Here is a 20,902-nt window from a genome sequence, read left to right on the forward strand (position 1 = left end):
TCGTCTCAGTCGGTCACAGTGTGTCGAGGAATTGGTCGGGGTCGGGCAGCGGCCTGGTGCTGTGAGCCATGCGCTCCCGGAAACGTTCGGGGACTGCACCGATGTAGAACCAGCCCATGAGGAGTTCATCGGCTTCAAGGCGGTGGAGCCTGCGGACGGCGGGTTCGTTGGCCAGGGTTCCACTGCGCCACATCACACCCCATCCGGCCTGCCAGAGCGCAAGCTCGAGCAGGTGCCCGGCACCGGCTGCAGTGGCGTGCTGCTCCCATTCGGGCACTTTCGGATTGCTGCTCGGGGAGGCAACCAGGGCCAGGAGCAGTTCTGCCCGCAGCGGCTTCTCGTTGATCTCGCCCGGTTTCCGTGTCACTCCGGCCGCCTCGTCAAGGGCAGCGCCGAGGCGGTGCCTGTCGTCTCCGCGGATGATGATGAATCGCCAGGGCCGCAGTCCCTTGTGGTCGGCGACCGAAGAGATCGTGCGGATGATCTCGCGCAGGTCCGAGTCGTTCGGGGTCTCGGATTCGACTTTCGAGATCGAACGCCGTGTGGAGATCGCGTGGAGGACGGGATCGGCGACGATGTCGATCGAGGACGGCACGGAGTAGTCGGGGCCCCGTCGCCGAGCTGACAATGCCTGGGCAGCAGCTGTCTCGGCCGTGGCTGCACTATCCGCCGTGGCTGCTGCCTCACTCTCAGCGGCAGCCACCTCGTCTGCCGCCGAGGCCTGCTCGGCAAGCCTCTTCGCCCAGGGGCCGGTCTCGCCGTCGAGGAAGTGAGCGCGTACGCGATCCTTCGTCACATCGCATGCGCTCTCCGGCGACTTCCTCTTCGCCTGCGACTTCTTCTTCGAGGGACAGTCAGACTTCCGCTTCGAGTTCTTGTGCTTCGACATTCAGCTCACCCATTCCGCAAATGCCTCCCGCGCGTGGGACAGCTTCGGATCAATGATGACACGGCAGTACCCGTTGGTCGGGTTCTCGGTGTAGAAGTCCTGGTGGACAGCCTCGGCGGTGTGGAAGATCCCCTGCGGTTCGAGCGTCGTGACGATCGGGCGGTCGAAGATCTCCTGCGCCTCGGCGATGGCGGCGGCGAAGCGCGCCTTCTCCTCATCATCGGTGTAGAACATGGCCGAGCGGTACTGAGTTCCCACGTCGTAGCCCTGAGCGTTGAGGCTCGTCGGGTCGTGACCGGTGAAGAAGAGTCCCAGGATGACGCTCTCTGGCACGATTTCGGGATCGAAGGTGACCTGCAGAGCCTCGGCGTGGCCTGTGGTGCCGGAGCAGACCTCACGGTAGTGCGGGTTCGGGGTGTGGCCGCCGGTGTATCCGGAGATCACCGAGGTGACGCCCTTCGTCCGCTGATAGACGGCGTCGAGGCACCAGAAGCAGCCGGCGCCCAAGGTCAGTGTGCGAAGTTCACTCATATTTCCTACAACCACGCGGTGACCGAGTTATTCCCGGTCGGTCCGGAATGTCAGTTCCTCGGGCCCCGGCCATCGACTAAGAGTGAGGTGCTCCTCATCACAATCGTCATCGCCGGCACCGAAGCCGCTGAACTCTCCGAACAATCCGTTCGCGGGGTCGAGGCCGTCCGGGTGAAGTGTTCCGGGCGCGGAATCGCGCGGCAGGTCCTCCGCATGAGTCGGGGCCGGGTCGGACTCCGACACGTCGAAGTCGAGGCGTCTGAGGTGCCCGTCGACGATGTCGAGGCTCAGCTCCCTCGGCGGTGGTGGAGGCTCGGTGCTCAGCCCGATGATCGGGTAAGTCTGCGCTGCCGGAATCACACGCGTGCACGTTGACTCTGGGTAGACCTCGATGCAGGTGATCTCTTCGTCGGCGAGCAGCTGTACGAGCTGTTCCGGCTCGAGGCGAACCGGACCGTTGCCTGAGTGCAGGTCACTCGAGTATGTGACCCAGACGAAGAACCGGGCCGAGGCGAACTGCTCTCGCACCGCCTCAGCGGTGTCCGCGGAGACTGGGTGTGGTTGGGACAGCAACCGTTCGACGGCGGCACGGATATGCTCCGGCAGTTCGATCTCCACCGGCGCGAAGTCCATCTCTTCCAGATTGCTCGCGGCTTCGAGTCTATCGATGACGGCTGCAGAGAGCGCAACGATCGATCCGCTGGCGATGGCGCCCAATCCTCGTCCGACTCCGGCAGGCAATCGCGCATCGATGTAATCGGAGATGGTCTGGGTTGAGTCCCACAGCGCCCAGCTGACCAGCCCAGAGGCTGCTGCCGTGGCGGCGTTGAGAACCGTCTGAGTTCTCGCCGCCGTGTCCTCGTCTGCGACGTGGTCGTCGGTCGAATAGCGGACCGGTTGGCCAGCGCCTGGGCTGAACGGACCGAACGCCGCACCCAGGTCGAAATCGTCCCCCACCTCGCCTGCAAAGGCCTGTGTACCGGCAAGCCAGGCCACACCGGCCGAGGCGAGGGCATTGCCGAACCTGGCGGCTGTTTCGTGTTCAGGGGTGAAGTCACGCCGGCGGACGAGGGCGAGTGCGCTCGTCCCTACAGTGACGATGCTGCGCACGAGACGGCGGTGAGGCTCGGGAATGTCCGGAAGGCGCATGGAGCCGAGGCTCACAGGAGCATGCCGCTGGGCAGTGCGAACCCGAGCTCGGCGGCGGCCTTCTGCGTAGACGGCTGGTTCCAGAACTGCGCGACTGAGGTGTTCGTCGCCAGCGACCGCATCTCGGCCTTGTCGAGGAACAGGATCCCGTCGAGGTGATCGGTTTCGTGTGCGACGATGCGTGCCGACCAGCCGGAGACCACCTCGGCGATGGGTGTGCCGTCGAGATTCACGCCCGTGAGCTCGACCGAACGTGGCCGAGCGACGACGGCCTGATAGCCGGGGATCGACAGGCAGCCTTCGAAGAACGCGACGTTCTCCGAGGTGGCGGGCTCGTAACCGGCGTTGAGGACGACCCGCAGCGGCATTGGGGCACGCTCACGGACCTTCGCGGTCTCCGGGTCAAGACTGCCGGGGTCCTCGGCGACGAACATCGACAGTCCGATGCCCACCTGCGGGCCGGCGAGCCCGACGCCGGGGGCGGCGAGCATGGTTGCGCGCATCACCTCGGCGAGCTGCGCCAGTTCCGCATCATCGACCTGCCCGTCGAAGTCACGGGTCTCCGATCGCAGGATCGGGTCACCGGCTTCGACGATGGGAGCGATGCCGTTGTTCGCCTCGGCGGCGGTCATCACTGTGCGGATCTGGGAGGCGATGAGTTCATCGGCTGCGTTCACGGTCTGGTCCTCCTCAGACGTCGCGGGCGACGATGAGGGCCGCGTGCTTGAGCAGCGGAGCGTCGATCATCTTGCCTTCGTAGGCGAACGCGCCCTTCTCGGTCTTCGCGAGATCGAGCACAGCCTTCGCCCAGGTCAGCTGTTCTGCGCTGGGGCGGAACGCGTCGCGAACGACGGGGACGTGGTTGGGGTGGATGGAGACCTTGCCGCTGAAGCCGGACTGCACGGCGTCCTCGGCTTCCTCAGCCAGGCCCTCGAGGTTCGGGATGTCTGCCCAAATCGAGTCGAGGGCGTATTTGCCGTGGGCGCGGGCGGCCAGGAGAGTGGAGTTGCGGACGTGCTTGGCGACGTCGCGGTAGCCTCCGTCGGCGGTTCGAGACGATCCCCCGCCGAGGTCGGCGATGAGATCTTCGGAGCCCCACATGAGCGCATAGGCGTTGGGTGCCGAGGCGATCTCTGCGACGTTGACGGCACCGAGCGCGGTTTCGATGAGCGCGATGACCTGGTAGCCACCGAGGACGGTGAGGTCGGAGGCGTGCTCGGACTTCGGCAGCATCACGGCTGTGTAGTCGGTCTTCGCGAGCATGGCCAGATCCTCGCCGAGGTGCTCCGAGTCGCGGGCGTTGATGCGCACGACCGTGCGCGTGGGGTCGAGCGGGTAGTCGATGATCGCTTCGCGGGCGGCAGCCTTGTCACCATCGTTGACGGCGTCTTCGAGGTCCAGGATGACGATGTCGGAGCGTTCGGCCGCCTTCGTGTAGCGGTCGGGTCGGTCGCCGGGGACGAAGAGCCAGGCGGGCTTGAAATCCAGTGCCATCGAAGTGCTCACTTTCCTGATTCGGTCTGAGTAGGGTCGGTCTGCGTGGGATCGGTCTGCTGTGCAGAGGTCTGCTGGGCGGCGCGCGCTGCAGCCTCGTCGGCGTGGCTGGACATGAACATCATGGTCTGGCGCACGGCCTTGGCCACAAGCGTTCCGTCCTGGTTGTAGCCGCGGTGCTCGAGGGTCACGATGCCCTGTCCGGGGCGCGACTTCGACTCGCGCTTGTCGACGATGGTGGTCTCGGCGTAGAGGGTGTCACCATGGAAGAGCGGGGCCGGGAAGCTGACTTCGGAGAAGCCGAGGTTGCCGACGATCGTGCCCTGCGTCAGCTGAGTCACGGACAGGCCGATGAGCGTGGCGAGTGTGAACATCGAGTTGACGAGGCGCTGGCCGAACGGCTCGGTCGCAGCGAACGCCGCATCGAGGTGGAGGGCCTGCGTATTCATCGTCACGGCGGTGAACCAGGTGTTATCCGCCTCGGTGATGGTCCGACCGGGTGCGTGCTTGTAGATCGCACCGACTTCCATCTCGTCGAGCCACAGACCGCGCTGCTCGATGACCTTGTTCTCACTCATGTGTCACTCCCCTGTGTCACTGCTGATGACCGTGTGCGTCACTGCCGCTGTTCGTGATTTGAGCTTATCGCCTGTGCCCGAACAGCAGGTAACCCGGGTGCTCACGATGAGTCTCCCGAGGTGAGTCGTCGACGTCGCCCGTCGAGTCGGATCGGCCAGGACGCCGAACCGGGGACCTGTCAAGACCTGCCACGTGAACGCGACTAAACTGGAGACAGCCGCTTCGGCCCACCCCGAGCTCGAGGAGAGACATGGATCGCGATTCGATCGACTGCTGGCTGACCGACATGGACGGCGTCCTGGTCAGAGAGAACAATCCGCTGCCCGGCGCATCTGAGCTCCTCGCCCAATGGCGACAGGCTGGCACTCCGTTCCTCGTCCTGACGAACAACTCGATCTACACCGCCCGCGACCTCTCCGCCCGGCTGCGCTCGAACGGCCTCGACGTCCCCGAGACCCACATCTGGACCTCGGCCATGGCCACCGCCGACTTCCTCGCCAACCAGGTCGAACACGGCACCGCCTACGTCGTCGGTGAGGCCGGCCTGACCACAGCCATTCACGAAGCCGGTTTCATCATGACCGAGAACGACCCGGACTTCGTCGTCGTCGGCGAGACCCATTCGTACTCGTTCGAAGCGATCACGAAGGCCATCCGCCTCATCGAAGCTGGCTCCCGCTTCATCGTCACCAACCCCGATGCCACCGGCCCCAGCCCCGAGGGGATCCTCCCTGCCACGGGTGCCATCGCCGCGCTGATCACGAAGGCCACGAACCGCGACCCCTACGTCGTGGGCAAGCCGAACCCGATGATGTTCCGCTCGGCGCTGAACAAGATCGGCGCGCACTCCAATGGCACCGCCATGATCGGCGACCGGATGGACACCGACATCATCGCCGGGATGGAAGCCGGCATGCACACGATCCTCGTGCTATCTGGAATTTCCACCGCCGAGGATGTCCGCCGTTTCCCGTTCCGCCCCAACGAGATCGTCGATGGGGTCCACGAACTCCTCGACGTGCCACTCGATCAGCGCGAGGCACTCGGCCCTGATGTCACCGGCTCCGCCTGAGAACTTCTACTGCAGGGCCGAGGTCAGCCTCATCACAGATTCCATGTAGCGCCTGATCAGCGGGCGCTTCTCCCACTCTTCCAGGGTCAGTTCCCGACTGTCCTGCTGGTAGCCGGCGATCACCTCGGTGATGTCACCGACGAGGTCTCCCCCGGTAGTCAGCAGGCTGATCTCGTAGTTGAGGCCAAACGACCGCATGTCCATGTTCGACGACCCCATCACCGCGTACTTGTCGTCGACGACGAAACACTTCGAGTGCAGCACCTCCGGTTTGGGGTACAGGAAGATCCTCACCCCGGCCTCCAGCAGGGACCGGTAGTAGGAAGATTGGGCGCGATCGACCATATATTGGTCGGCCTGTTCGCTGACATAGAGTTCGACGTCGACCCCACGGCGAGCAGCCGTCGTCACGGCTGACAACAGGGATTCGTCGGGCACGAAGTACGGGCTGACGATCGCCAGCCGTTCCTGAGCGAGATACATCATCGAGGTGAACACCTTCAGGTTGGGCTCGGTCTTGAAGCCGGGCCCCGAAGGGATGAGCTGCATGGCACTCGTCGCTCCACCGATGTCCGGTTCGTTCCCGTCGCTTTCGTAGGGTCTGATACCCAGGGCCTCACCACACTCGGAGTACCAATCGGTGGAGAATACTGCCTCGACTGCGGCCACGATCGGGCCGCTGATTTCGACCATGATGTCGTGCCAGGCCCGGCCGATCGCGATGTTCTTCTTCTGCAGGTAGCTCGAGTCGATCATGTTCTGCGAGCCCATCATCGCTCTGGTTCCGTCGACGACGAGGAGCTTACGGTGATTGCGCAGATCGATGCGCCTGGCCTTGCCGCGCCACGGGATGAACGGCAGCATCAGGTGCCATTCGATACCGACCTTGGTCAGGCGTTTGCCCAACCGGTGGAAGCCCGGATACTTGCGGGAGCCGAGGTGGTCGAAGAGCACCCTGACCCGCACACCACGCGCAGCCGCGCGCTCAAGCGCCTGAAAAAAGATATCGGTCGTGGAATCCCACGCCATGATGTAGATCTCGACGTGCGCATAGTCCCGAGCCTCATCGACGAGCTCGGCCATTCTGGCAATGCTGGCCTCATAATCCGAGATCACGCCATGGCTGTTTCCGGTGACCATGGGCAGCGACGTGAGTGAACGCCCGAGCGCAGCGATCGACACGAAGTCCCGTGGCGCGTCCAGAGACGGCGGCACATCGGGCAGGTCGTCGGCGCCTTCGTGCATGAGTTCGTTCGCGTCGGCTTGGATCCGCGCTCGACGCTGATTGATATAGGGGCTGCCGAGCATGAGGAAGAGTGGAATTCCGACGATCGGCACGAACAGGATCAGCAGCAGCCAGGCCGATGAAGACGAGGGCCTGCGGTTTTCAGGAACGACACCGATGGCGAGGATCTTCACCACGTATTCGATGACGATCAGACTCACAGTCAGAACCGACGTCAGGACGCTGAGATCCATGATCACACTCCTTGCCCATCGCTTCAGCGGGCACGATGCCCGTGATCGTGCGGGCGCGCGGCTCGCAACTGCTTCCGCCCCAGACTATCGGTTCCCGATAGAGAACACCGCCCGCCGAGGCGGCCCGAACGTTCGTACGCAACGTCGGGCCACCTCGGCGGGCGGTGTCGTGGTGCTGAGGCTCAGATGCCGAGTTCGCGGGCGATGAGCATGAGCTGGACCTCGGTGGTGCCTTCGCCGACTTCGAGGATCTTCGAGTCGCGGTAGTGGCGAGCGACGAGGTATTCGTTCATGAAGCCGTAGCCGCCGTGGATCTGTGTGGCGTCACGAGCGTTGTCCATCGCTGCCTCGCCGGCGACCATCTTCGCGATTGCGGCTTCCTTCTTGAACGGAAGGCCGGCCATCATGCGCGAGGCCGCGAGATAGTAGGCAGAGCGGGCTGCGACGACGCGAGCCTCCATGCGGGCGATCTTGAACGAGATGCCCTGGAAGTCCGCGATCGGCTTGCCGAACGCCTGACGTTCCTTCGCGTACTTCACAGATTCGTCCACGCAGCCCTGGGCAGCGCCCACGGACAGTGCGCCCACGGCGATGCGACCCTCATCGAGGATGCGCAGGAAGTTCGCGTACCCACGACCCCGCTCGCCCAGCAGGTTCTCTTCGGGCACCTGCACGTTGTCGAAGGTCAGCGGGTGCGTGTCAGAGGAGTTCCAGCCGACCTTGTCATACGCCAGCTCGGCGGTGAAGCCGGGGGTGCCCGTCGGGATCATGATCGTCGAGATCTCGGGAACCTCACGACCGGACTTCGACGTTCGGGTTCCGGTGACGGCGGTGGCCGTGACGAGGCGGGTGATGTCGGTGCCCGAGTTCGTGATGAAGCACTTGCCGCCGTTGACCGTCCACGTGCCGTTCTCCAACGTGGCCTTGGTCCGCGTGCCGCCGGCATCGGATCCGGCTTCCGGTTCGGTCAGGCCGAAGGCAGCCAGCCCGGAGGCGTCGGTGAGTTTGGGCAGCCATTCGCGCTTCTGCTCCTCGGTGCCGAAGCGGTAGATCGGCATTGCCCCCAGAGAGACTCCGGCCTCAAGGGTGATGGCCAGCGACTGGTTGACGCGGGCGATCTCTTCGATGGCCAGGGTCAGGGCGAAATAGTCGCCGCCCATGCCGCCGTACTCTTCGTCGAAGGGCAGGCCGAAGAGACCCATCTCGCCCATTTTCTTCACAAGTTCGTAGGGGAACTCGTGCTTGGCATCGAGTTCGGCGGAGACCGGTGCGACCTCTTCGTCGGCGAACTTCGCGACGCCTTGGCGCAGGTCTTCGTATTCTTCGGGCAGCATGCCCGGAACGAAAGCAGTCATGATTTCCTCCCCGCTGTATGCGTGGTCAGTGAGTTTGCTATGGTCAACTTCTTTTGGCTGTCAGTTCGTCGGCGCAGGAGCTGAATCCTCAGCAGATTCGGCTTCCTCGAGTACGGCCTCGTCGACGACAGTGGCGAGCACCTCGTCGAGGGCCACCTGGGCACCCTCGGCGGTGGTGACGGTGACGATGCCCGTGGCCGGGGCGGTGAGCACGTGCTCCATCTTCATCGCCTCGACGACGACGACCGGATCGCCCTGTTCGACGTGCGCGCCGGACTCGACCCGGATCGCGACGACGGATCCGGGCATCGGGGCGAGCACCTCGGCGCCGTCGAGTCCCGGAGTCAGGGACGTGTCGGCCTGGGGCCGGGTGAACGCGTAGACCCCGCGATCGCTGCTGACCCAGATCGAGCGGCTCCCGGCATCGGAGAACACGCGAGCCGTGTGTTGGATGCCGTCGACGAGCACATGCCAGAGGCCGCCCTCATCGATCGTGACATCGTCGGCCACGGCTTCGACCGTGGAGACCTCTCCCCCGGAGCTCAACGCCACGGCGGGGCGGAAGCCCGGACGTGAGGTCCGCCAGGCAGAGGGCCTTCCCCACGCCGAGGCGGCCCTGAAGTTCTGCGTCAGCTGTGCCGCCGTGATCGCTCCGGTCAGTTCGGTTCCGGCCTTGCCCCCGGTGACGAGCACGGCGGCAACGGCAAGCTGAGCGTCGAGATCGCTCGGTGCGTGCGCCAGCTGGTCCTCACTGAGGTTGTCGATGAGTGAGGTGTCCAGGTCGCCGGAGACCACCGCGTCGAGGTTGATGAGTGTGCGCAGGAAGTCGATGTTCGTGACAATCCCCGGCACGGCCGACGCGGCAAGTGCCGCGTCGAGGCGAGCGAGTGCTGCTGCCCGGTCGGATGCGTGGACGATGAGTTTGGCGATCATCGGATCATAGTCCGAAGCGATCGTCTGCCCGGCGTCGAGGCCGGAGTCGACGCGGATGCCTTCGCCTTCGGGGAAGACGACGTCGAGGGCGCGTCCGCCGGTGGGCAGGAATCCACGCGAGGGATCCTCAGCGTAGATGCGGGCCTCAATCGAGTGCCCGGTCATCGTGATGTCGTCCTGGGCCAGAGGCAGTTCCTCACCGGCCCCCACACGCAGCTGCAGTTCGACGAGGTCGACTCCGGTGACCTCTTCGGTGACCGGGTGCTCGACCTGCAGACGAGTGTTCATCTCCATGAAGAAGAACTCGTCGGGGCGGTCAGCGCCGACGATGAATTCGACGGTGCCGGCACCTCGGTAGCCCACGGACTTCGCGGTCTCGCAGGCTGCCTGACCGATCCGCGCACGGGTCGCCTCGTCGAGCAAAGCCGAAGGAGCCTCCTCGATGACTTTCTGGTGGCGGCGCTGCAGGGAGCACTCACGCTCGCCGAGGTGGATGACGTTGCCGTGCGCATCGGCCATGACCTGGACTTCGATGTGGCGAGGGGTCGCGACGAGACGCTCGAGGAACAGCGTGTCGTCGCCGAATGAACTCGCGGCTTCGCGGCGAGCGGTGTCCAACGCGGCAGCCAGCTCGGAGGGTTCGAAGACAGCGTGCATGCCCTTGCCGCCACCACCGGCGGAGGGTTTGATGAGCACCGGGAAGCCGATGGCTTCTGCCGCAGTCACGAGCGCCTCGTTGCTCATTGCGGCGTCCTTGGTGCCGGGCACCAGCGGCACTCCGCGCTGGGACACGGCGTTCTTCGCGGTGATCTTGTCGCCCATGGTCCGGATCGCATCGGCACCAGGCCCGAGGAAGACGATGCCGGCGTCGTCACAGGCAGCCGAGAACTCGGCGTTCTCAGACAGGAACCCGTAGCCGGGGTGGATCGCTTGCGAGCCGGTGGCCTGAGCTGCGGCGATGACCTTGTCGATGCGCAGGTAGGACTCGGAGGCCTGGGCAGGTCCCAGGTGGACAGCGGTGTCGGCAGCCTTGACGTGGGCGGCGTGCGCGTCGGCATCGGAATAGACGGCAACGGTCCTGATGCCCAGGCGGCGGCAGGTCCGGATGACACGGAGAGCAATTTCGCCACGGTTGGCGATGAGTACGGTATTGAACATGGATGAGCTCACATTCTGAAAACGCCGTAGCCGCTGGCATTCAGCGGGCGTTCCATTGGTCCGAAACGGGCGAGTTCGAGGGCCAGGGACAGCACCTGGCGGGTGTCGGCTGGTTCGATGATTCCGTCGTCCCATAGCCGGGCCGTCGAGTAGTACGGGTTGCCCTGAGCTTCGTACTGGTCGCGGACGGGCTGCTTGAACGTGTCTTCGTCCTCGGCGCTCCAGGTCTCGCCGCGGCCTTCGATCTGGTCGCGCTTGACCGTCGAGAGGACGCTGGCTGCCTGTTCGCCGCCCATCACGGAGATGCGGGCGTTGGGCCACATCCACAGGAAGCGAGGCGAGTATGCGCGACCGCACATCGAGTAGTTTCCGGCGCCGAAGGAGCCGCCGATGACGACGGTGAACTTCGGCACGCGAGCGGTGGCCACGGCGTTGACCATCTTCGCTCCGTGTTTGGCGATGCCGCCGGCTTCGTAGTCGCGGCCGACCATGAAGCCGGAGATGTTCTGCAGGAAGATCAGCGGCACGCTGCGCTGGTCGCAGAGTTCGATGAAGTGGGCACCCTTCTGTGCGGATTCGCCGAAGAGGATGCCGTTGTTCGCGACGATTCCGACCGGGTGTCCATCGAGGTGGGCGAAGCCGGTGATGAGGCTGGTGCCGTATTCGGCCTTGAATTCGTGGAATTCGGAACCGTCGACGAGGCGGGCGATGACTTCGTGGACATCGTAGGGGATCTTCGAGTCGACAGGTACCACCGAGGTGAGTTCCTCGGCCGGGTGAAGAGGTTCGCGCGGCTCGACGACGTCCCAGTTCGCCAGGGACTTCGGTCCCAGCGTTGAGACGATGTCGCGCATGATCTCAAGTGCATGGGAATCATTGGCAGCGAGGTGGTCGGTGACTCCGGAAACGCGGGAGTGCAGTGCCCCACCGCCGAGCTCCTCAGCGGTGACTTCCTCACCGGTGGCGGCTTTGACCAGGGGTGGGCCACCGAGGAAGATCGTGCCCTGTTCGCTGACGATGATCGATTCGTCTGCCATAGCCGGGACGTAGGCGCCGCCAGCGGTGCAGGAGCCCAGCACTGCTGCCAGCTGCGGGATGCCTGCGGCTGAGAGTGTGGCCTGGTTGTAGAAGATCCGGCCGAAGTGCTCACGGTCAGGGAATACGTCGTCCTGGTTGGGCAGGTTCGCCCCTCCCGAGTCGACGAGGTAGATGCACGGAAGGTTGTTCTCCTTCGCGATCTCCTGGGCCCGCAGGTGCTTCTTCACCGTGACCGGGTAGTAGGTGCCGCCCTTGGCGGTGGCGTCGTTGGCGACGATGACGCATTCGCGGCCGTTGACCCGGCCGATGCCGGTGATGATTCCGGCGGCGGGACTCGCATCGTCGTACATGCCGTTCGCGGCCAGGGGTGAGAGTTCGAGGAACGGGGTGCCGGGATCGAGGAGGTGCTCGACCCGATCACGGGGAAGCAGCTTGCCGCGGTCGATGTGGCGCTGCCTGGATTTCTCGGGTCCGCCCAGGGCTGTGGCCCGAATGCGTTCCCGGAGTTCAGCGATGAGTTCGGCATGTGCATCGGCATTCGCCTGCCCCGTTGCCGGACTGACCGCAGTTCCCACTGCTCTCATTCCAATCCCCATTTCAGTTAATATTTGTTAACTGACTGCTATGATACTGCTGAAAGGCCATTGTGACAATGCGCACGATCGAGCAGCCTTCGTGCAGGGTTCGAGTGCAGGGTGCGCGTGCAGGGTTCGAGTGCAGAGTACGAGCGAGGGAGATGAGGTGACGGATATGGAGCCGAAGCTTTCGACGACGTCGACGACGACGACGGCAGTGTCAGGTACCGCGCGGACCACACGCGCAGCGGCGAAGGCTGCCCGCCGAGAACAGCTTCTCTCGGTCGCGAAGACCCTCTACGCGCGGCACGGGTTCCATGGTGTGCGCCTCGATGATCTGGGCAAGGGTGCGGGGATCTCCGCCCCGGCGGTCTATCGCCATTTCGATTCGAAGGAAGCAGTCCTCGAAGAGCTGCTCGTCGGGATCTCCGAATATCTGAACTCAGGCGGGGATACGATCGTCCTCCGGCACGAGACCGATGAGGCCGCCTCGGCGCTCATTGAGCTCATCGACTTCCACGTCGACTTCGCGATGAGCGAGCCTGAGCTCATCCGCATTCAGGACCGCGACCTTGCGGCGCTGCCTGAGGCTTCACGGCGCACGGTCCGTCGCCTGCAGCGAAGCTATGTCAGTCGGTGGGCCGAGGTCGTGGCGGCACTCCACCCGGAGTGGTCGCTGGATGCCGCTACGGTGCGGGTGCACGCGGTCTTCGGCATGATCAATTCGACCCCGTACCAGGCTCGACGCTCAAGCGCCGAGGTGGTCGGGGTCGAATTGCGCGCCGCCGCATGCGCGGCGCTAGGTATCGCCTGACTTCACTCCCTGGTGACGGGAACGAAGTCAGGCGAGGAGTCAGCCTCCCGCATCAGGGGACGATGACGATCTTTCCGCGGGTATGTCCGGTGGCGCTTGCCTGGAAGGCCTCGGGCACCTGGTCGAGCCCGAAGGTCTCGGCGACCTCGACGGAGAGCTTGCCCGCCTCAATCAACTCGCCCAGACGTGCGGCCTGCGAACCTTCGGGGCGCACCCAGATGTAGCGTCCGCCGTGTTCGGTGACGGTGGGATCGGCGACCGAGGCGTGCGGTCCACCTTCAGCCAATACGGCCAGAGTCGTCTCGAGCTGCTCGCCGACGAAGTCGACGACGCCATCGACTCGGCCACCGGCTGCTTCGAGCACTCGCTCGACGACGCCGTCGCCATAGGTGACGGGCTCTGCACCGAGTTCACGCAGGTAGTCGTGGTTCTTCTCCGACGCGGTGCCGATGACCTTGGCGCCGAACGCTTTGGCGATCTGTACGGCAAAGCCGCCCACTCCCCCGGCCGCACCGTGGACGAGGACGGTCTTGCCGGAGATGTCGCCGAGGGACTCAAGTGTGCGCAGCGCGGTGCTGCCGGCCAGCGGCAGTCCGCCGGCCTGTTCCCAGGTCAGGGAGGCAGGCTTCTTCGCGACCGCATGGACGGGCACGGCGACCTTCTCGGCGAAGGTTCCGGCACCCAGGACATCCTTGCGGGCGTAGGCGATGACTTCGTCGCCGATTTCGAATTCGGGGACGTCGGCGCCGAGTCCGATGACGACTCCAGCAACATCCCAGCCCGGGGTCACGGGGAACTGGACGGGCATGATCGCGTCGAGGTGACCGCCGACGAGCTTCCAGTCGACGGGGTTCACACCCGCTGCGCGGACTTCGATGAGGACGGATGCCGGCGGCACCTTGGGATCGTCGACATCGCGAACATTGATGTCGTCGAAATTGTCGGTGTACTGGTCGTAGACTGCAGCGCGCATGGGAGAAACCCTTCGGACGATTGTTCGTGCTTGTGTACATCTGCCCAACACGTGCGCCGTTGGTGCTATTCCTGCCTCGTCATTCCAGAACGCACTCGGGCCGGGTCGGTATGATCCGACCCGGCCCGCAATGGTCACCGTCTGCAGTTCCTCAGAAGCTGCAGACGAATGGCATTCAGAGGTGCTGCCTACTCGTACGTGTTGTTCGTCTGCGCCCGTTCGACGAGCGAAGCCGGCGGAGTGAACCGGTCACCGTAGGTGGCTGCGAGTTCCTTCGCGCGCTCGGCGAAACCGCCCAGGCCGCCCTCGTACTGATTGACGTACTGGAGCACACCGCCGGTCCACGCGGGGAATCCGATTCCGAAGATCGAACCGATATTCGCATCCGGCACCGAGGTGAGCACTCCCTCGTCGAGGCATTTGATCGTTTCGATCGCCTCGGCGAAGAGCATCCGTTCCTGCAGGTCGGAGAAGGGTGGAGTCGCTGAACCGGAGTTGAACTTCTCGCGCAGGCCCGGCCACAGTTTGCCGCGCTTGCCGTTCTCGTCGTACTCGTAGAAACCAGCGCCGTCCTTACGTCCTGTGCGACCTGCTTCCTCGACCATCCAGTCGAATACCGCATCGGACGGATGGCTGACCCAGGTTCCGCCTTCGGCTTCGGTTGCGGCCCTCGATTCGGAGCGGATCTTCTGCGACAGCGTCAGAGTCAGTTCGTCGAGCAGCTGCAGTGCGCCGGTCGGGTAACCGGCCTGCAGTGCGGCCTGCTCCACCGATGCCGGCTCAACGCCTTCACCGACGGCGGCGACCGCCTCGGCGATGAATGTTCCGATCACACGGGATGTGAAGAACCCACGGGAGTCGGTGACGACGATCGGGGTCTTCTTGATCTGCTGCACGAGGTCGAAGGTGCGCGCCAGGGTCTCATCCGAGGTGTTCTCACCGCGGATGATCTCGACCAGGGGCATCTTGTCAGCGGGCGAGAAGAAGTGGACTCCGATGAAGTCGGAATCGCGCTTGACGCCGGTGGCCAGATCCGTGATCGGCAGGGTCGAAGTGTTCGATCCGAGCACCGCGTCGGGGGCGACGACGTCCTGGATCTCCTGGAACACCTGCTGCTTGAGGGGCACCGATTCGAAGACCGCTTCGATGACGAAGTCGACTCCGGCAAAGTCATCGGCCGACGCACTCGGCGTAATCCGATCGAGGACGGCTTTGCTCTTCTCTGCGGTTGTCTTCCCCTTCGCCAGGGCCGACTCCTCGCGCTTGGCCGCATACGCCTTGCCCTTTTCAGCAGCCTCGAGCTTGACGTCCTTGAGGACGACCTCGATGCCGGACTTGGCAGCGGTATAGGCGATGGCAGCGCCCATCATTCCGGCGCCGAGGACACCGAGCTTCTTCACCTGACGCGGTTCGAAGCCATCGGGGCGCGAACCGCCGGAGTTGATGTGGCCGAGGTCGAAGAAGAACGCCTTGATCATGTTCTTCGCCACCGGGGTGTGGGTGAGGTTGACGAAGTAGCGAGTCTCGACTGCGGTTGCCGTGTCGATGTCGACGTAGGCGCCTTCGACGGCGGCAGCCATCGCGGCACGTGGCGCCGGCATCGGTGCGCCCTTGGTCTGCCGACGCAGAAGCGCGGGCAGCGCAGGGAGCATGGCTCCGATCTTCGGGGAGGTGGGAGCTCCGCCGGGGATCTTGAAGCCTTTGACGTCCCAAGGCTGGACGGCATCGGGGTTGTCCTTGATCCAGGCCTTCGCACGGGCCTCGAGGTCAGCCACGGGTGCGAGTTCATCGACGAGACCGAGCTCCTTGGCGTCTGCTGCCTTGAACTTCGTCGACGGAAGAATCGCCTTCTGGAGAGCATCCTGGAGGCCGAGCATGCGCACGGCGCGGGCGACTCCGCCGCCACCGGGAAGGAGGCCCAGAGAGACTTCGGGGAATCCGACCCGCAGGCTCGAGACATCCTCGGCGGCGATGCGGTGATGGGTGGCGAGGGCGACTTCAAGACCTCCGCCGAGTGCCGCTCCGTTGATGGCCGCAACGACTGGCTTGCCCAGGGTCTCCAGCCGGCGCATCAGCGACTTTATGTGGTTGGTCTGGGCGACTTCGGCCTCGGCGTTGGCCGGGTCGGCTGCGCGCAGCTTGTTGAGGTCTCCGCCGGCGAAGAAGGTCTTCTTCGCCGAGGTGATGACGACGCCGGCGATGTCGTCGACGTTGGCTTCGAGCCAGTCGACTGTTTCCTCGAATGCCTCTTTGAAGAAGTCGTTCATCGTGTTGACTTTGGCGTTCGGGTCGTCGAGAACGACGGTGACGATTCCGTCCGCGTCGGTGGTGCGGGTGTACTGCGTGTTCGTCATGTCAGACCCTTTCGATGATCGTCGCAATGCCCATGCCCGAACCGATGCACAGGGTGATGAGGCCACGCTTGAGGTCGCGGCGCTCGAGTTCGTCCAGGACGGTGCCGAGGATCATGGCGCCGGTGGCCCCCAGCGGGTGGCCCATGGCGATCGCGCCGCCGTTGACGTTGACCTTCTCATGCGGGATGTCGAGGTCCTTCATCCACCTGAGGACGACCGCTGCGAAGGCTTCGTTGAGCTCGAACAGGTCGATGTCGTCGACGGTCAGGCCGGCCTTGTCGAGGGCTTTCTGGGTTGCCGGGGTCGGACCGGTGAGCATGATCGTCGGTTCGGAACCGGTGACGGCGGTGGAGATGATGCGGGCGCGGGGCTTCATGCCCATCGTCTGCCCCACCTCGGCGTCGCCGATGATGACGAGTCCGGCGCCGTCGACGATTCCCGAGGAGTTCGCGGCGGTGTGGACGTGGTCGATCTCCTCGACCCAGTGGTATTTCTGCAGCGCGACTTCATCGAAGCCGGTCTGCGCGGCAAGCTTCGTGAAGGCCGGGGGCAGCTTCGACAGCGATTCGACGGTTGAGCCCGGGCGCATGTGCTCGTCGTGGTCGAGGAGCGTGACGCCGTTGATGTCCTTGACCGGGACGATCGAGTTCGAGAAGTAGCCGTTCTTCCAGGCGTTGTCCGCACGCTTCTGGGATTCGGCGGCATAGGCATCGACATCTTCGCGGGAGAATCCCTGCGTCGTGGCGATGAGGTCGGCACCGATGCCCTGTGGGGCGAAGTAGGTGTCGTAGTTCGTCGTCGGGTCCTGTGCCTGGGCACCGCCGTCGGAGCCGAGCGGGATGCGCGACATCGATTCGACGCCGCCGGCGACGACGAGGTTCTCGAATCCGCTGGCGACCTTCTGCGCTGCAATGTTGACCGCTTCGAGGCCTGAGGCGCAGAAGCGGTTGACCTGCACACCGGGAACGGATTCGTCGAGACCGGCCACCAGCGCCGCGGTCCGGGCGATGTCGCCGCCCTGTTCACCCACGGGTGAGACGACGCCGAGGACGAGGTCGTCGATCGCCTTGTCGTCGAGTTCGGGGTTGCGCTCTCGCAGGGCGTCAATGAGCCCGGTGACGAGATCGACGGGTTTGACGCTGTGGAGTGCACCGCCGCGGTTCTTACCGCGTGGTGTGCGCACTGCGTCGTAGATATACGCTTCGCTCATGTGTTCCTCACAGTCCTAGGAGAGCGGTCGAGCATCATGGTCATGATCTCGCTCGCCCCTGACATAGATGATGGGATCCGCCGTTGCTGATCGATCGTTCAGTAACGTTCACACGATCCATTGAATACCAGATTCCTGTGATGGTCAACACACGGAAACCGAGCGAGGGCCCCAGTGAGCGGCCAGTCGCGTCGACACGGAGAGCGTCCTCTCCGGAATGTGACGAAGCTCTCCGCACTCGCCGTTTTCGCGCATTAGTCTATTCACAACGGCCGTGATTAAAATCAGATCACCTAACCGTCACAGATTCACTCTCACCCCTTTGGAGAAACATGTCCTCGACTGCCCCTGCCCGCATGGGTTCAGCTATTCGCACTCGCATGGGTTCGAAGTTCCTCGCGATGACCTTGGCTGCCGGTCTGCTTGCCGGACCCATCGTCCTCGACGCTCCGCCGGCCGAAGCCGCCACGAAGAAGTGCGCGGTGAAGATGTCGAACTCGAAGCCCCGTCAGTACTCGAACACCTGGGTCAACGTCTCGAAGGTCGGGGCGAAGGCCAAAATCACGACGACAGCCCATTACAAGACGACGAAAACCACGCACAAGGCGACTGCCTCGAAGAAGGGTGCAGCGAACGTGTGGTACTACATCTCCGGCGCAACACCGGGCAAGACGGTCAAGGTGACCGTGGTGGCCAAGAAGGGCAAGACGACCTGGAAGTGCTCGACATCGTTCAAGCCGAAGAAGAAGTGACAACCCTGAAGCGCTGACTGAATAGGCGCTTGAGATTCGAGCGTTTCCAATACGACAACAGGCCGGATGCTGAAGCATCCGGCCTGTTGCGGTTTCAGCGAGACCACCACGGGCGCACGGCGCGCCCCACGACCGGAACGCTGCGACGAACCACAAGCCCTGCAGACAACAGAAAGGCTCTCTGCTCACCATTCCTGATGAGCAGAGAGCCTGTTGCCGAGCCGCCTGCGAGAATCGAACTCGCGACCTATTCATTACGAGTGAATCGCTCTACCGACTGAGCTAAGGCGGCAACCGAGCTAACTCTAGCCAAAACCAGGAGTCCTGGTCAAAAGCAGTCCAGCCGAAACCTGAGTCCGTTACGCAGCTCACATATGCTGGATGCCTCCATGCATTCCCACAGCACCCCAGGAGACACATGAGCACCTCGGCGCTGACTGCCCCGCGAGTCGCGGAACTTCCCGCTATCGGCGCCGTGCTTGATCGTTGGCAGTCCGATGCCGGCCCTCTCCACCTCCACACTGGAGATCTGGGCTGGTATTCGCTTAAAGGTGCAGAAGCAACGGCGCAGGCCCTGCGGATCTGGCGCTGCGGAGACACTATCCGAGCAATCGGGCTGCTTGACGGTGAAGACCTTCTGCGGCTGTCCGTCGACCCGGACTTCAGCCACGACGATTCTCTGTCGCAACAGATCGAGTCCGACATCGACTCATCGAACGGCCTCGTCTTCGGGACGGGGCCGGCAATCGTCGAAGCTCGGGGAGCAACTCGCCTCTGCGATCGGCTGAAAGCGCGGGGATGGAGCGCAGACGAGCCGTGGACCCCACTCAAACGTGACCTGAGTCTGCCCGTAGAGGAACCCGGCATTCGGGTGGAGGCTGCCGAGCCGGACGCTGCTGAGACCTGGACGGCCATTCACTGGTCGGCGTTTCGCGGGGTGCCCTACACCGCTGACGACAGGCAACGATTCGTCAGTCGGTGGAACGAGATGATGTCTGGCCCCTTCTCCTCTCGAGCACAGTCCCTGCTGGGGTATGACAGCACCGGCGTGCCCGTCGCCGTGACGACAGTGTGGTCCGCAGGTCCGAACCGTCCTGGGCTGATCGAGCCGCTGGCCGTTCACCGAGACCACCAAGGTCATGGCTATGGAAAGGCCATGGCGATCGCCGCGGCAAGAAGCCTGCAGCAGCTGGGGTCGTCGTTAGCATCAGTTTGCGCGGAGAGTTCGAACAAAGGCGCGGTCGCCGCGTATTCGTCTGCTGGCTACGCTCCCCGCACTCAGGTGAGGGATCTTCGCCGAGACAGTTGAAGCCTCGCCGCCCTCACGACTCTGCGGCAGCTCACCAGTTAACCTGGTGGAGACAGACATTCCACAAGAGAAAAGGGTGACACACGTGGTCGAGTTCGACTCAAAGGACTTCATGAGTGATTTCCAGACGCTCATCGAATGTGAGTCGTTCTCCCAGGACCCCGAGTCATTGGCCCGCAGCGCCCAACTCGTCTCCCGTATCGGGACGGGACTGCTGGGTGCGGCACCCCACATCATCGAGACAGACTCCCACCCGCATGTTTTGTGGCGATTCGGCTCCGGCCCCCGCAAAGTCGTGCTCATCGGCCATCACGACACCGTCTGGCCGACAGGTACACTCGCCGACTTCCCGTTCACCGAAGCGGGCGGAGTCGTTCGGGGTCCCGGTGCCGATGACATGAAAGGCGGACTGCTCATCGCCCTCTATGCGATGGCCCGCCTGCGCGCTGAACGTGGCGATCTCGACGGCGTCAGCATCCTCATCACCGGAGACGAGGAACTGGGCTCCCCCGGCTCACGACAGATCATCGAAGACGAAGCCCGTGGCGCCAAGGCCGCCCTTGTGTTCGAAAGCGGAGCGTCAGACGGTTCAGTGAAGATCGCCCGCAAGGGTGTCGCGATCTACTCCCTTGAGGTCACAGGCCTTGCCGCCCATGCCGGAGTCGAACCTGAAAAGGGCATCAACGCCACAATCGAAGTGGCCAGCCAGGTCGTGAAGATCGCCGCATTGCATGACCCGTCCGTGGGAACCTCGGTCGTGCCGACCGTCATGCACAGCGGTTCGACGACGAACACTGTGCCGGCCAAGGCCGTCGTCGGGATCGACTCCCGGGCCGCCTCGGCGGAGGAGCAGGAGCGCATCGACACGGCCCTGAAGTCACTCACGCCCATCCTGCCCGGCGCGAAGATCGAACTCAAAGGGGCGATCAACAGGGCCCCGCTGGAAGAGAAGATGGCGATGGGCCTCTATGCCCGCGCGCAGCGCCTGAGCGCAAACCTCGGCCACCCTCCGCTGCGGTCCGTAGCCGTCGGCGGCGGCTCGGACGGCAACTTCACCGCCGGTGTCGGAACCCCGACCCTCGACGGACTCGGCACTGTGGGCGGCGGCTCACATGCCCGCACCGAGCATGCCCTGCAGCTGTGGATTCCCCGGCGAGTGGAATTGACCACAGCGTTGGTCGGCGAGCTCCTCGCCGAGGACTAAGACTCGGACCACTCCCGATCAGCGCTGGGCCGCT

The 20,902-nt window shown here is 64.1% G+C and carries 18 protein-coding genes and 1 tRNA gene; 5 read left to right on the plus strand and 14 right to left on the minus strand.

Annotated elements, in window-relative coordinates:
• Nucleotides 1–13 precede the first annotated feature (13 nt).
• From MPN20_RS01555 to MPN20_RS01580, 6 genes are read right to left on the minus strand one after another with little or no spacing between them, the layout of a single operon-like run.
• Nucleotides 14–889, minus strand: coding sequence for a nitroreductase family protein (locus MPN20_RS01555; RefSeq protein WP_242778604.1), 876 nt, complete (start codon nucleotides 887–889; stop codon nucleotides 14–16).
• Nucleotides 890–1,420, minus strand: a complete 531-nt coding sequence (gene msrA / locus MPN20_RS01560) for a peptide-methionine (S)-S-oxide reductase MsrA (RefSeq protein WP_242778606.1) — start codon at nucleotides 1,418–1,420, stop codon at nucleotides 890–892.
• A 27-nt stretch (nucleotides 1,421–1,447) separates the two neighbouring features.
• Entirely contained in the window at nucleotides 1,448–2,569 is a 1,122-nt protein-coding gene (locus MPN20_RS01565; protein ID WP_242778609.1) for a hypothetical protein, read from the minus strand.
• A gap of 11 nt (nucleotides 2,570–2,580) precedes the next feature.
• Complete coding sequence (locus MPN20_RS01570; RefSeq protein ID WP_242778612.1) at nucleotides 2,581–3,246, minus strand: peptide deformylase; 666 nt, start codon at nucleotides 3,244–3,246, stop codon at nucleotides 2,581–2,583.
• Nucleotides 3,247–3,259: 13 nt separating this feature from the next.
• The gene (locus tag MPN20_RS01575; RefSeq protein WP_242778615.1) at nucleotides 3,260–4,063 is read right to left on the minus strand and encodes a CoA ester lyase; all 804 of its coding nucleotides are present in this window, start codon (nucleotides 4,061–4,063) and stop codon (nucleotides 3,260–3,262) included.
• Nucleotides 4,064–4,071: 8 nt separating this feature from the next.
• Complete coding sequence (locus tag MPN20_RS01580; protein WP_242778618.1) at nucleotides 4,072–4,641, minus strand: MaoC family dehydratase; 570 nt, start codon at nucleotides 4,639–4,641, stop codon at nucleotides 4,072–4,074.
• 251 nt (nucleotides 4,642–4,892) lie between these two features.
• Here MPN20_RS01580 and MPN20_RS01585 point away from each other — a divergent pair, with 251 nt between their 5' ends.
• Entirely contained in the window at nucleotides 4,893–5,714 is an 822-nt protein-coding gene (locus MPN20_RS01585; protein WP_242778621.1) for an HAD-IIA family hydrolase, read from the plus strand.
• 6 nt (nucleotides 5,715–5,720) lie between these two features.
• Here MPN20_RS01585 and cls read toward each other — a convergent pair whose 3' ends face one another.
• From cls to MPN20_RS01605, 4 genes are all read right to left on the minus strand, one after another.
• Nucleotides 5,721–7,193 carry a cardiolipin synthase gene (gene cls / locus MPN20_RS01590; RefSeq protein ID WP_242778624.1) on the minus strand — a complete coding sequence of 491 codons (1,473 nt, stop codon included), beginning with the start codon at nucleotides 7,191–7,193 and terminating at the stop codon, nucleotides 5,721–5,723.
• 182 nt (nucleotides 7,194–7,375) lie between these two features.
• Complete coding sequence (locus MPN20_RS01595) at nucleotides 7,376–8,548, minus strand: acyl-CoA dehydrogenase family protein (protein WP_242778627.1); 1,173 nt, start codon at nucleotides 8,546–8,548, stop codon at nucleotides 7,376–7,378.
• A 60-nt stretch (nucleotides 8,549–8,608) separates the two neighbouring features.
• Nucleotides 8,609–10,639 (minus strand): acetyl-CoA carboxylase biotin carboxylase subunit, encoded by a 2,031-nt coding sequence (locus tag MPN20_RS01600; protein WP_242778630.1) that lies wholly within the window; start codon nucleotides 10,637–10,639, stop codon nucleotides 8,609–8,611.
• An 8-nt stretch (nucleotides 10,640–10,647) separates the two neighbouring features.
• Entirely contained in the window at nucleotides 10,648–12,261 is a 1,614-nt protein-coding gene (locus MPN20_RS01605) for a carboxyl transferase domain-containing protein (protein ID WP_242778633.1), read from the minus strand.
• Nucleotides 12,262–12,427: 166 nt separating this feature from the next.
• On the opposite strand from MPN20_RS01605, the gene MPN20_RS01610 reads away from it, so the two are divergent.
• The gene (locus tag MPN20_RS01610) at nucleotides 12,428–13,066 is read left to right on the plus strand and encodes a TetR/AcrR family transcriptional regulator (RefSeq protein WP_242778678.1); all 639 of its coding nucleotides are present in this window, start codon (nucleotides 12,428–12,430) and stop codon (nucleotides 13,064–13,066) included.
• A 52-nt stretch (nucleotides 13,067–13,118) separates the two neighbouring features.
• On the opposite strand, the gene MPN20_RS01615 is transcribed toward MPN20_RS01610, so the two are convergent.
• The 3 genes from MPN20_RS01615 to MPN20_RS01625 all read right to left on the minus strand — a co-directional run bounded on the left by MPN20_RS01615 (nucleotide 13,119) and on the right by MPN20_RS01625 (nucleotide 17,603).
• Nucleotides 13,119–14,039, minus strand: a complete 921-nt coding sequence (locus tag MPN20_RS01615) for an NADP-dependent oxidoreductase (protein ID WP_242778636.1) — start codon at nucleotides 14,037–14,039, stop codon at nucleotides 13,119–13,121.
• A 188-nt stretch (nucleotides 14,040–14,227) separates the two neighbouring features.
• Nucleotides 14,228–16,393: a 3-hydroxyacyl-CoA dehydrogenase NAD-binding domain-containing protein gene (locus MPN20_RS01620; protein ID WP_242778639.1), complete on the minus strand. Its 2,166-nt coding sequence runs from the start codon at nucleotides 16,391–16,393 to the stop codon at nucleotides 14,228–14,230.
• A 1-nt stretch (nucleotide 16,394) separates the two neighbouring features.
• Nucleotides 16,395–17,603: an acetyl-CoA C-acetyltransferase gene (locus MPN20_RS01625; RefSeq protein WP_242778644.1), complete on the minus strand. Its 1,209-nt coding sequence runs from the start codon at nucleotides 17,601–17,603 to the stop codon at nucleotides 16,395–16,397.
• 332 nt (nucleotides 17,604–17,935) lie between these two features.
• Between MPN20_RS01625 and MPN20_RS01630 the strand changes: the two genes are divergently transcribed.
• A complete protein-coding gene (locus MPN20_RS01630; protein WP_242778647.1) occupies nucleotides 17,936–18,355 on the plus strand; it encodes a hypothetical protein in 420 nt (139 codons plus the stop codon).
• Between the two features lie 219 nt (nucleotides 18,356–18,574).
• Here the strand turns inward: MPN20_RS01630 and MPN20_RS01635 are convergent.
• Nucleotides 18,575–18,647 (minus strand) — tRNA-Thr (locus MPN20_RS01635).
• Between the two features lie 126 nt (nucleotides 18,648–18,773).
• On the opposite strand from MPN20_RS01635, the gene MPN20_RS01640 reads away from it, so the two are divergent.
• Both MPN20_RS01640 and MPN20_RS01645 read left to right on the plus strand, forming a co-directional pair.
• Nucleotides 18,774–19,664: a GNAT family N-acetyltransferase gene (locus tag MPN20_RS01640; protein ID WP_242778650.1), complete on the plus strand. Its 891-nt coding sequence runs from the start codon at nucleotides 18,774–18,776 to the stop codon at nucleotides 19,662–19,664.
• Between the two features lie 112 nt (nucleotides 19,665–19,776).
• Nucleotides 19,777–20,868 carry a M20/M25/M40 family metallo-hydrolase gene (locus MPN20_RS01645; protein WP_242778653.1) on the plus strand — a complete coding sequence of 364 codons (1,092 nt, stop codon included), beginning with the start codon at nucleotides 19,777–19,779 and terminating at the stop codon, nucleotides 20,866–20,868.
• Nucleotides 20,869–20,902 lie beyond the last annotated feature (34 nt).

This window comes from Brevibacterium sp. ZH18 (assembly GCF_022748595.1).
Lineage (GTDB): Bacteria > Actinomycetota > Actinomycetes > Actinomycetales > Brevibacteriaceae > Brevibacterium.

What these genes read in the sequence shown, in the direction of transcription:
- MPN20_RS01630 (WP_242778647.1), top strand. Translation starts at nt 17,936, where the DNA reads ATGTCCTCGACTGCCCCTGCCCGCATGGGTTCAGCTATTCGCACTCGC.
- MPN20_RS01595 (WP_242778627.1), bottom strand. Translation starts at nt 8,548, where the DNA reads ATGACTGCTTTCGTTCCGGGCATGCTGCCCGAAGAATACGAAGACCTG.
- MPN20_RS01625 (WP_242778644.1), bottom strand. Translation starts at nt 17,603, where the DNA reads ATGAGCGAAGCGTATATCTACGACGCAGTGCGCACACCACGCGGTAAG.
- MPN20_RS01600 (WP_242778630.1), bottom strand. Translation starts at nt 10,639, where the DNA reads ATGTTCAATACCGTACTCATCGCCAACCGTGGCGAAATTGCTCTCCGT.
- MPN20_RS01575 (WP_242778615.1), bottom strand. Translation starts at nt 4,063, where the DNA reads ATGGCACTGGATTTCAAGCCCGCCTGGCTCTTCGTCCCCGGCGACCGA.
- MPN20_RS01640 (WP_242778650.1), top strand. Translation starts at nt 18,774, where the DNA reads ATGAGCACCTCGGCGCTGACTGCCCCGCGAGTCGCGGAACTTCCCGCT.
- MPN20_RS01565 (WP_242778609.1), bottom strand. Translation starts at nt 2,569, where the DNA reads ATGCGCCTTCCGGACATTCCCGAGCCTCACCGCCGTCTCGTGCGCAGC.
- MPN20_RS01585 (WP_242778621.1), top strand. Translation starts at nt 4,893, where the DNA reads ATGGATCGCGATTCGATCGACTGCTGGCTGACCGACATGGACGGCGTC.
- cls (WP_242778624.1), bottom strand. Translation starts at nt 7,193, where the DNA reads ATGGATCTCAGCGTCCTGACGTCGGTTCTGACTGTGAGTCTGATCGTC.
- MPN20_RS01605 (WP_242778633.1), bottom strand. Translation starts at nt 12,261, where the DNA reads ATGAGAGCAGTGGGAACTGCGGTCAGTCCGGCAACGGGGCAGGCGAAT.
- MPN20_RS01620 (WP_242778639.1), bottom strand. Translation starts at nt 16,393, where the DNA reads ATGACGAACACGCAGTACACCCGCACCACCGACGCGGACGGAATCGTC.
- MPN20_RS01580 (WP_242778618.1), bottom strand. Translation starts at nt 4,641, where the DNA reads ATGAGTGAGAACAAGGTCATCGAGCAGCGCGGTCTGTGGCTCGACGAG.
- MPN20_RS01610 (WP_242778678.1), top strand. Translation starts at nt 12,428, where the DNA reads ATGGAGCCGAAGCTTTCGACGACGTCGACGACGACGACGGCAGTGTCA.
- MPN20_RS01645 (WP_242778653.1), top strand. Translation starts at nt 19,777, where the DNA reads ATGAGTGATTTCCAGACGCTCATCGAATGTGAGTCGTTCTCCCAGGAC.
- MPN20_RS01615 (WP_242778636.1), bottom strand. Translation starts at nt 14,039, where the DNA reads ATGCGCGCTGCAGTCTACGACCAGTACACCGACAATTTCGACGACATC.
- MPN20_RS01555 (WP_242778604.1), bottom strand. Translation starts at nt 889, where the DNA reads ATGTCGAAGCACAAGAACTCGAAGCGGAAGTCTGACTGTCCCTCGAAG.
- msrA (WP_242778606.1), bottom strand. Translation starts at nt 1,420, where the DNA reads ATGAGTGAACTTCGCACACTGACCTTGGGCGCCGGCTGCTTCTGGTGC.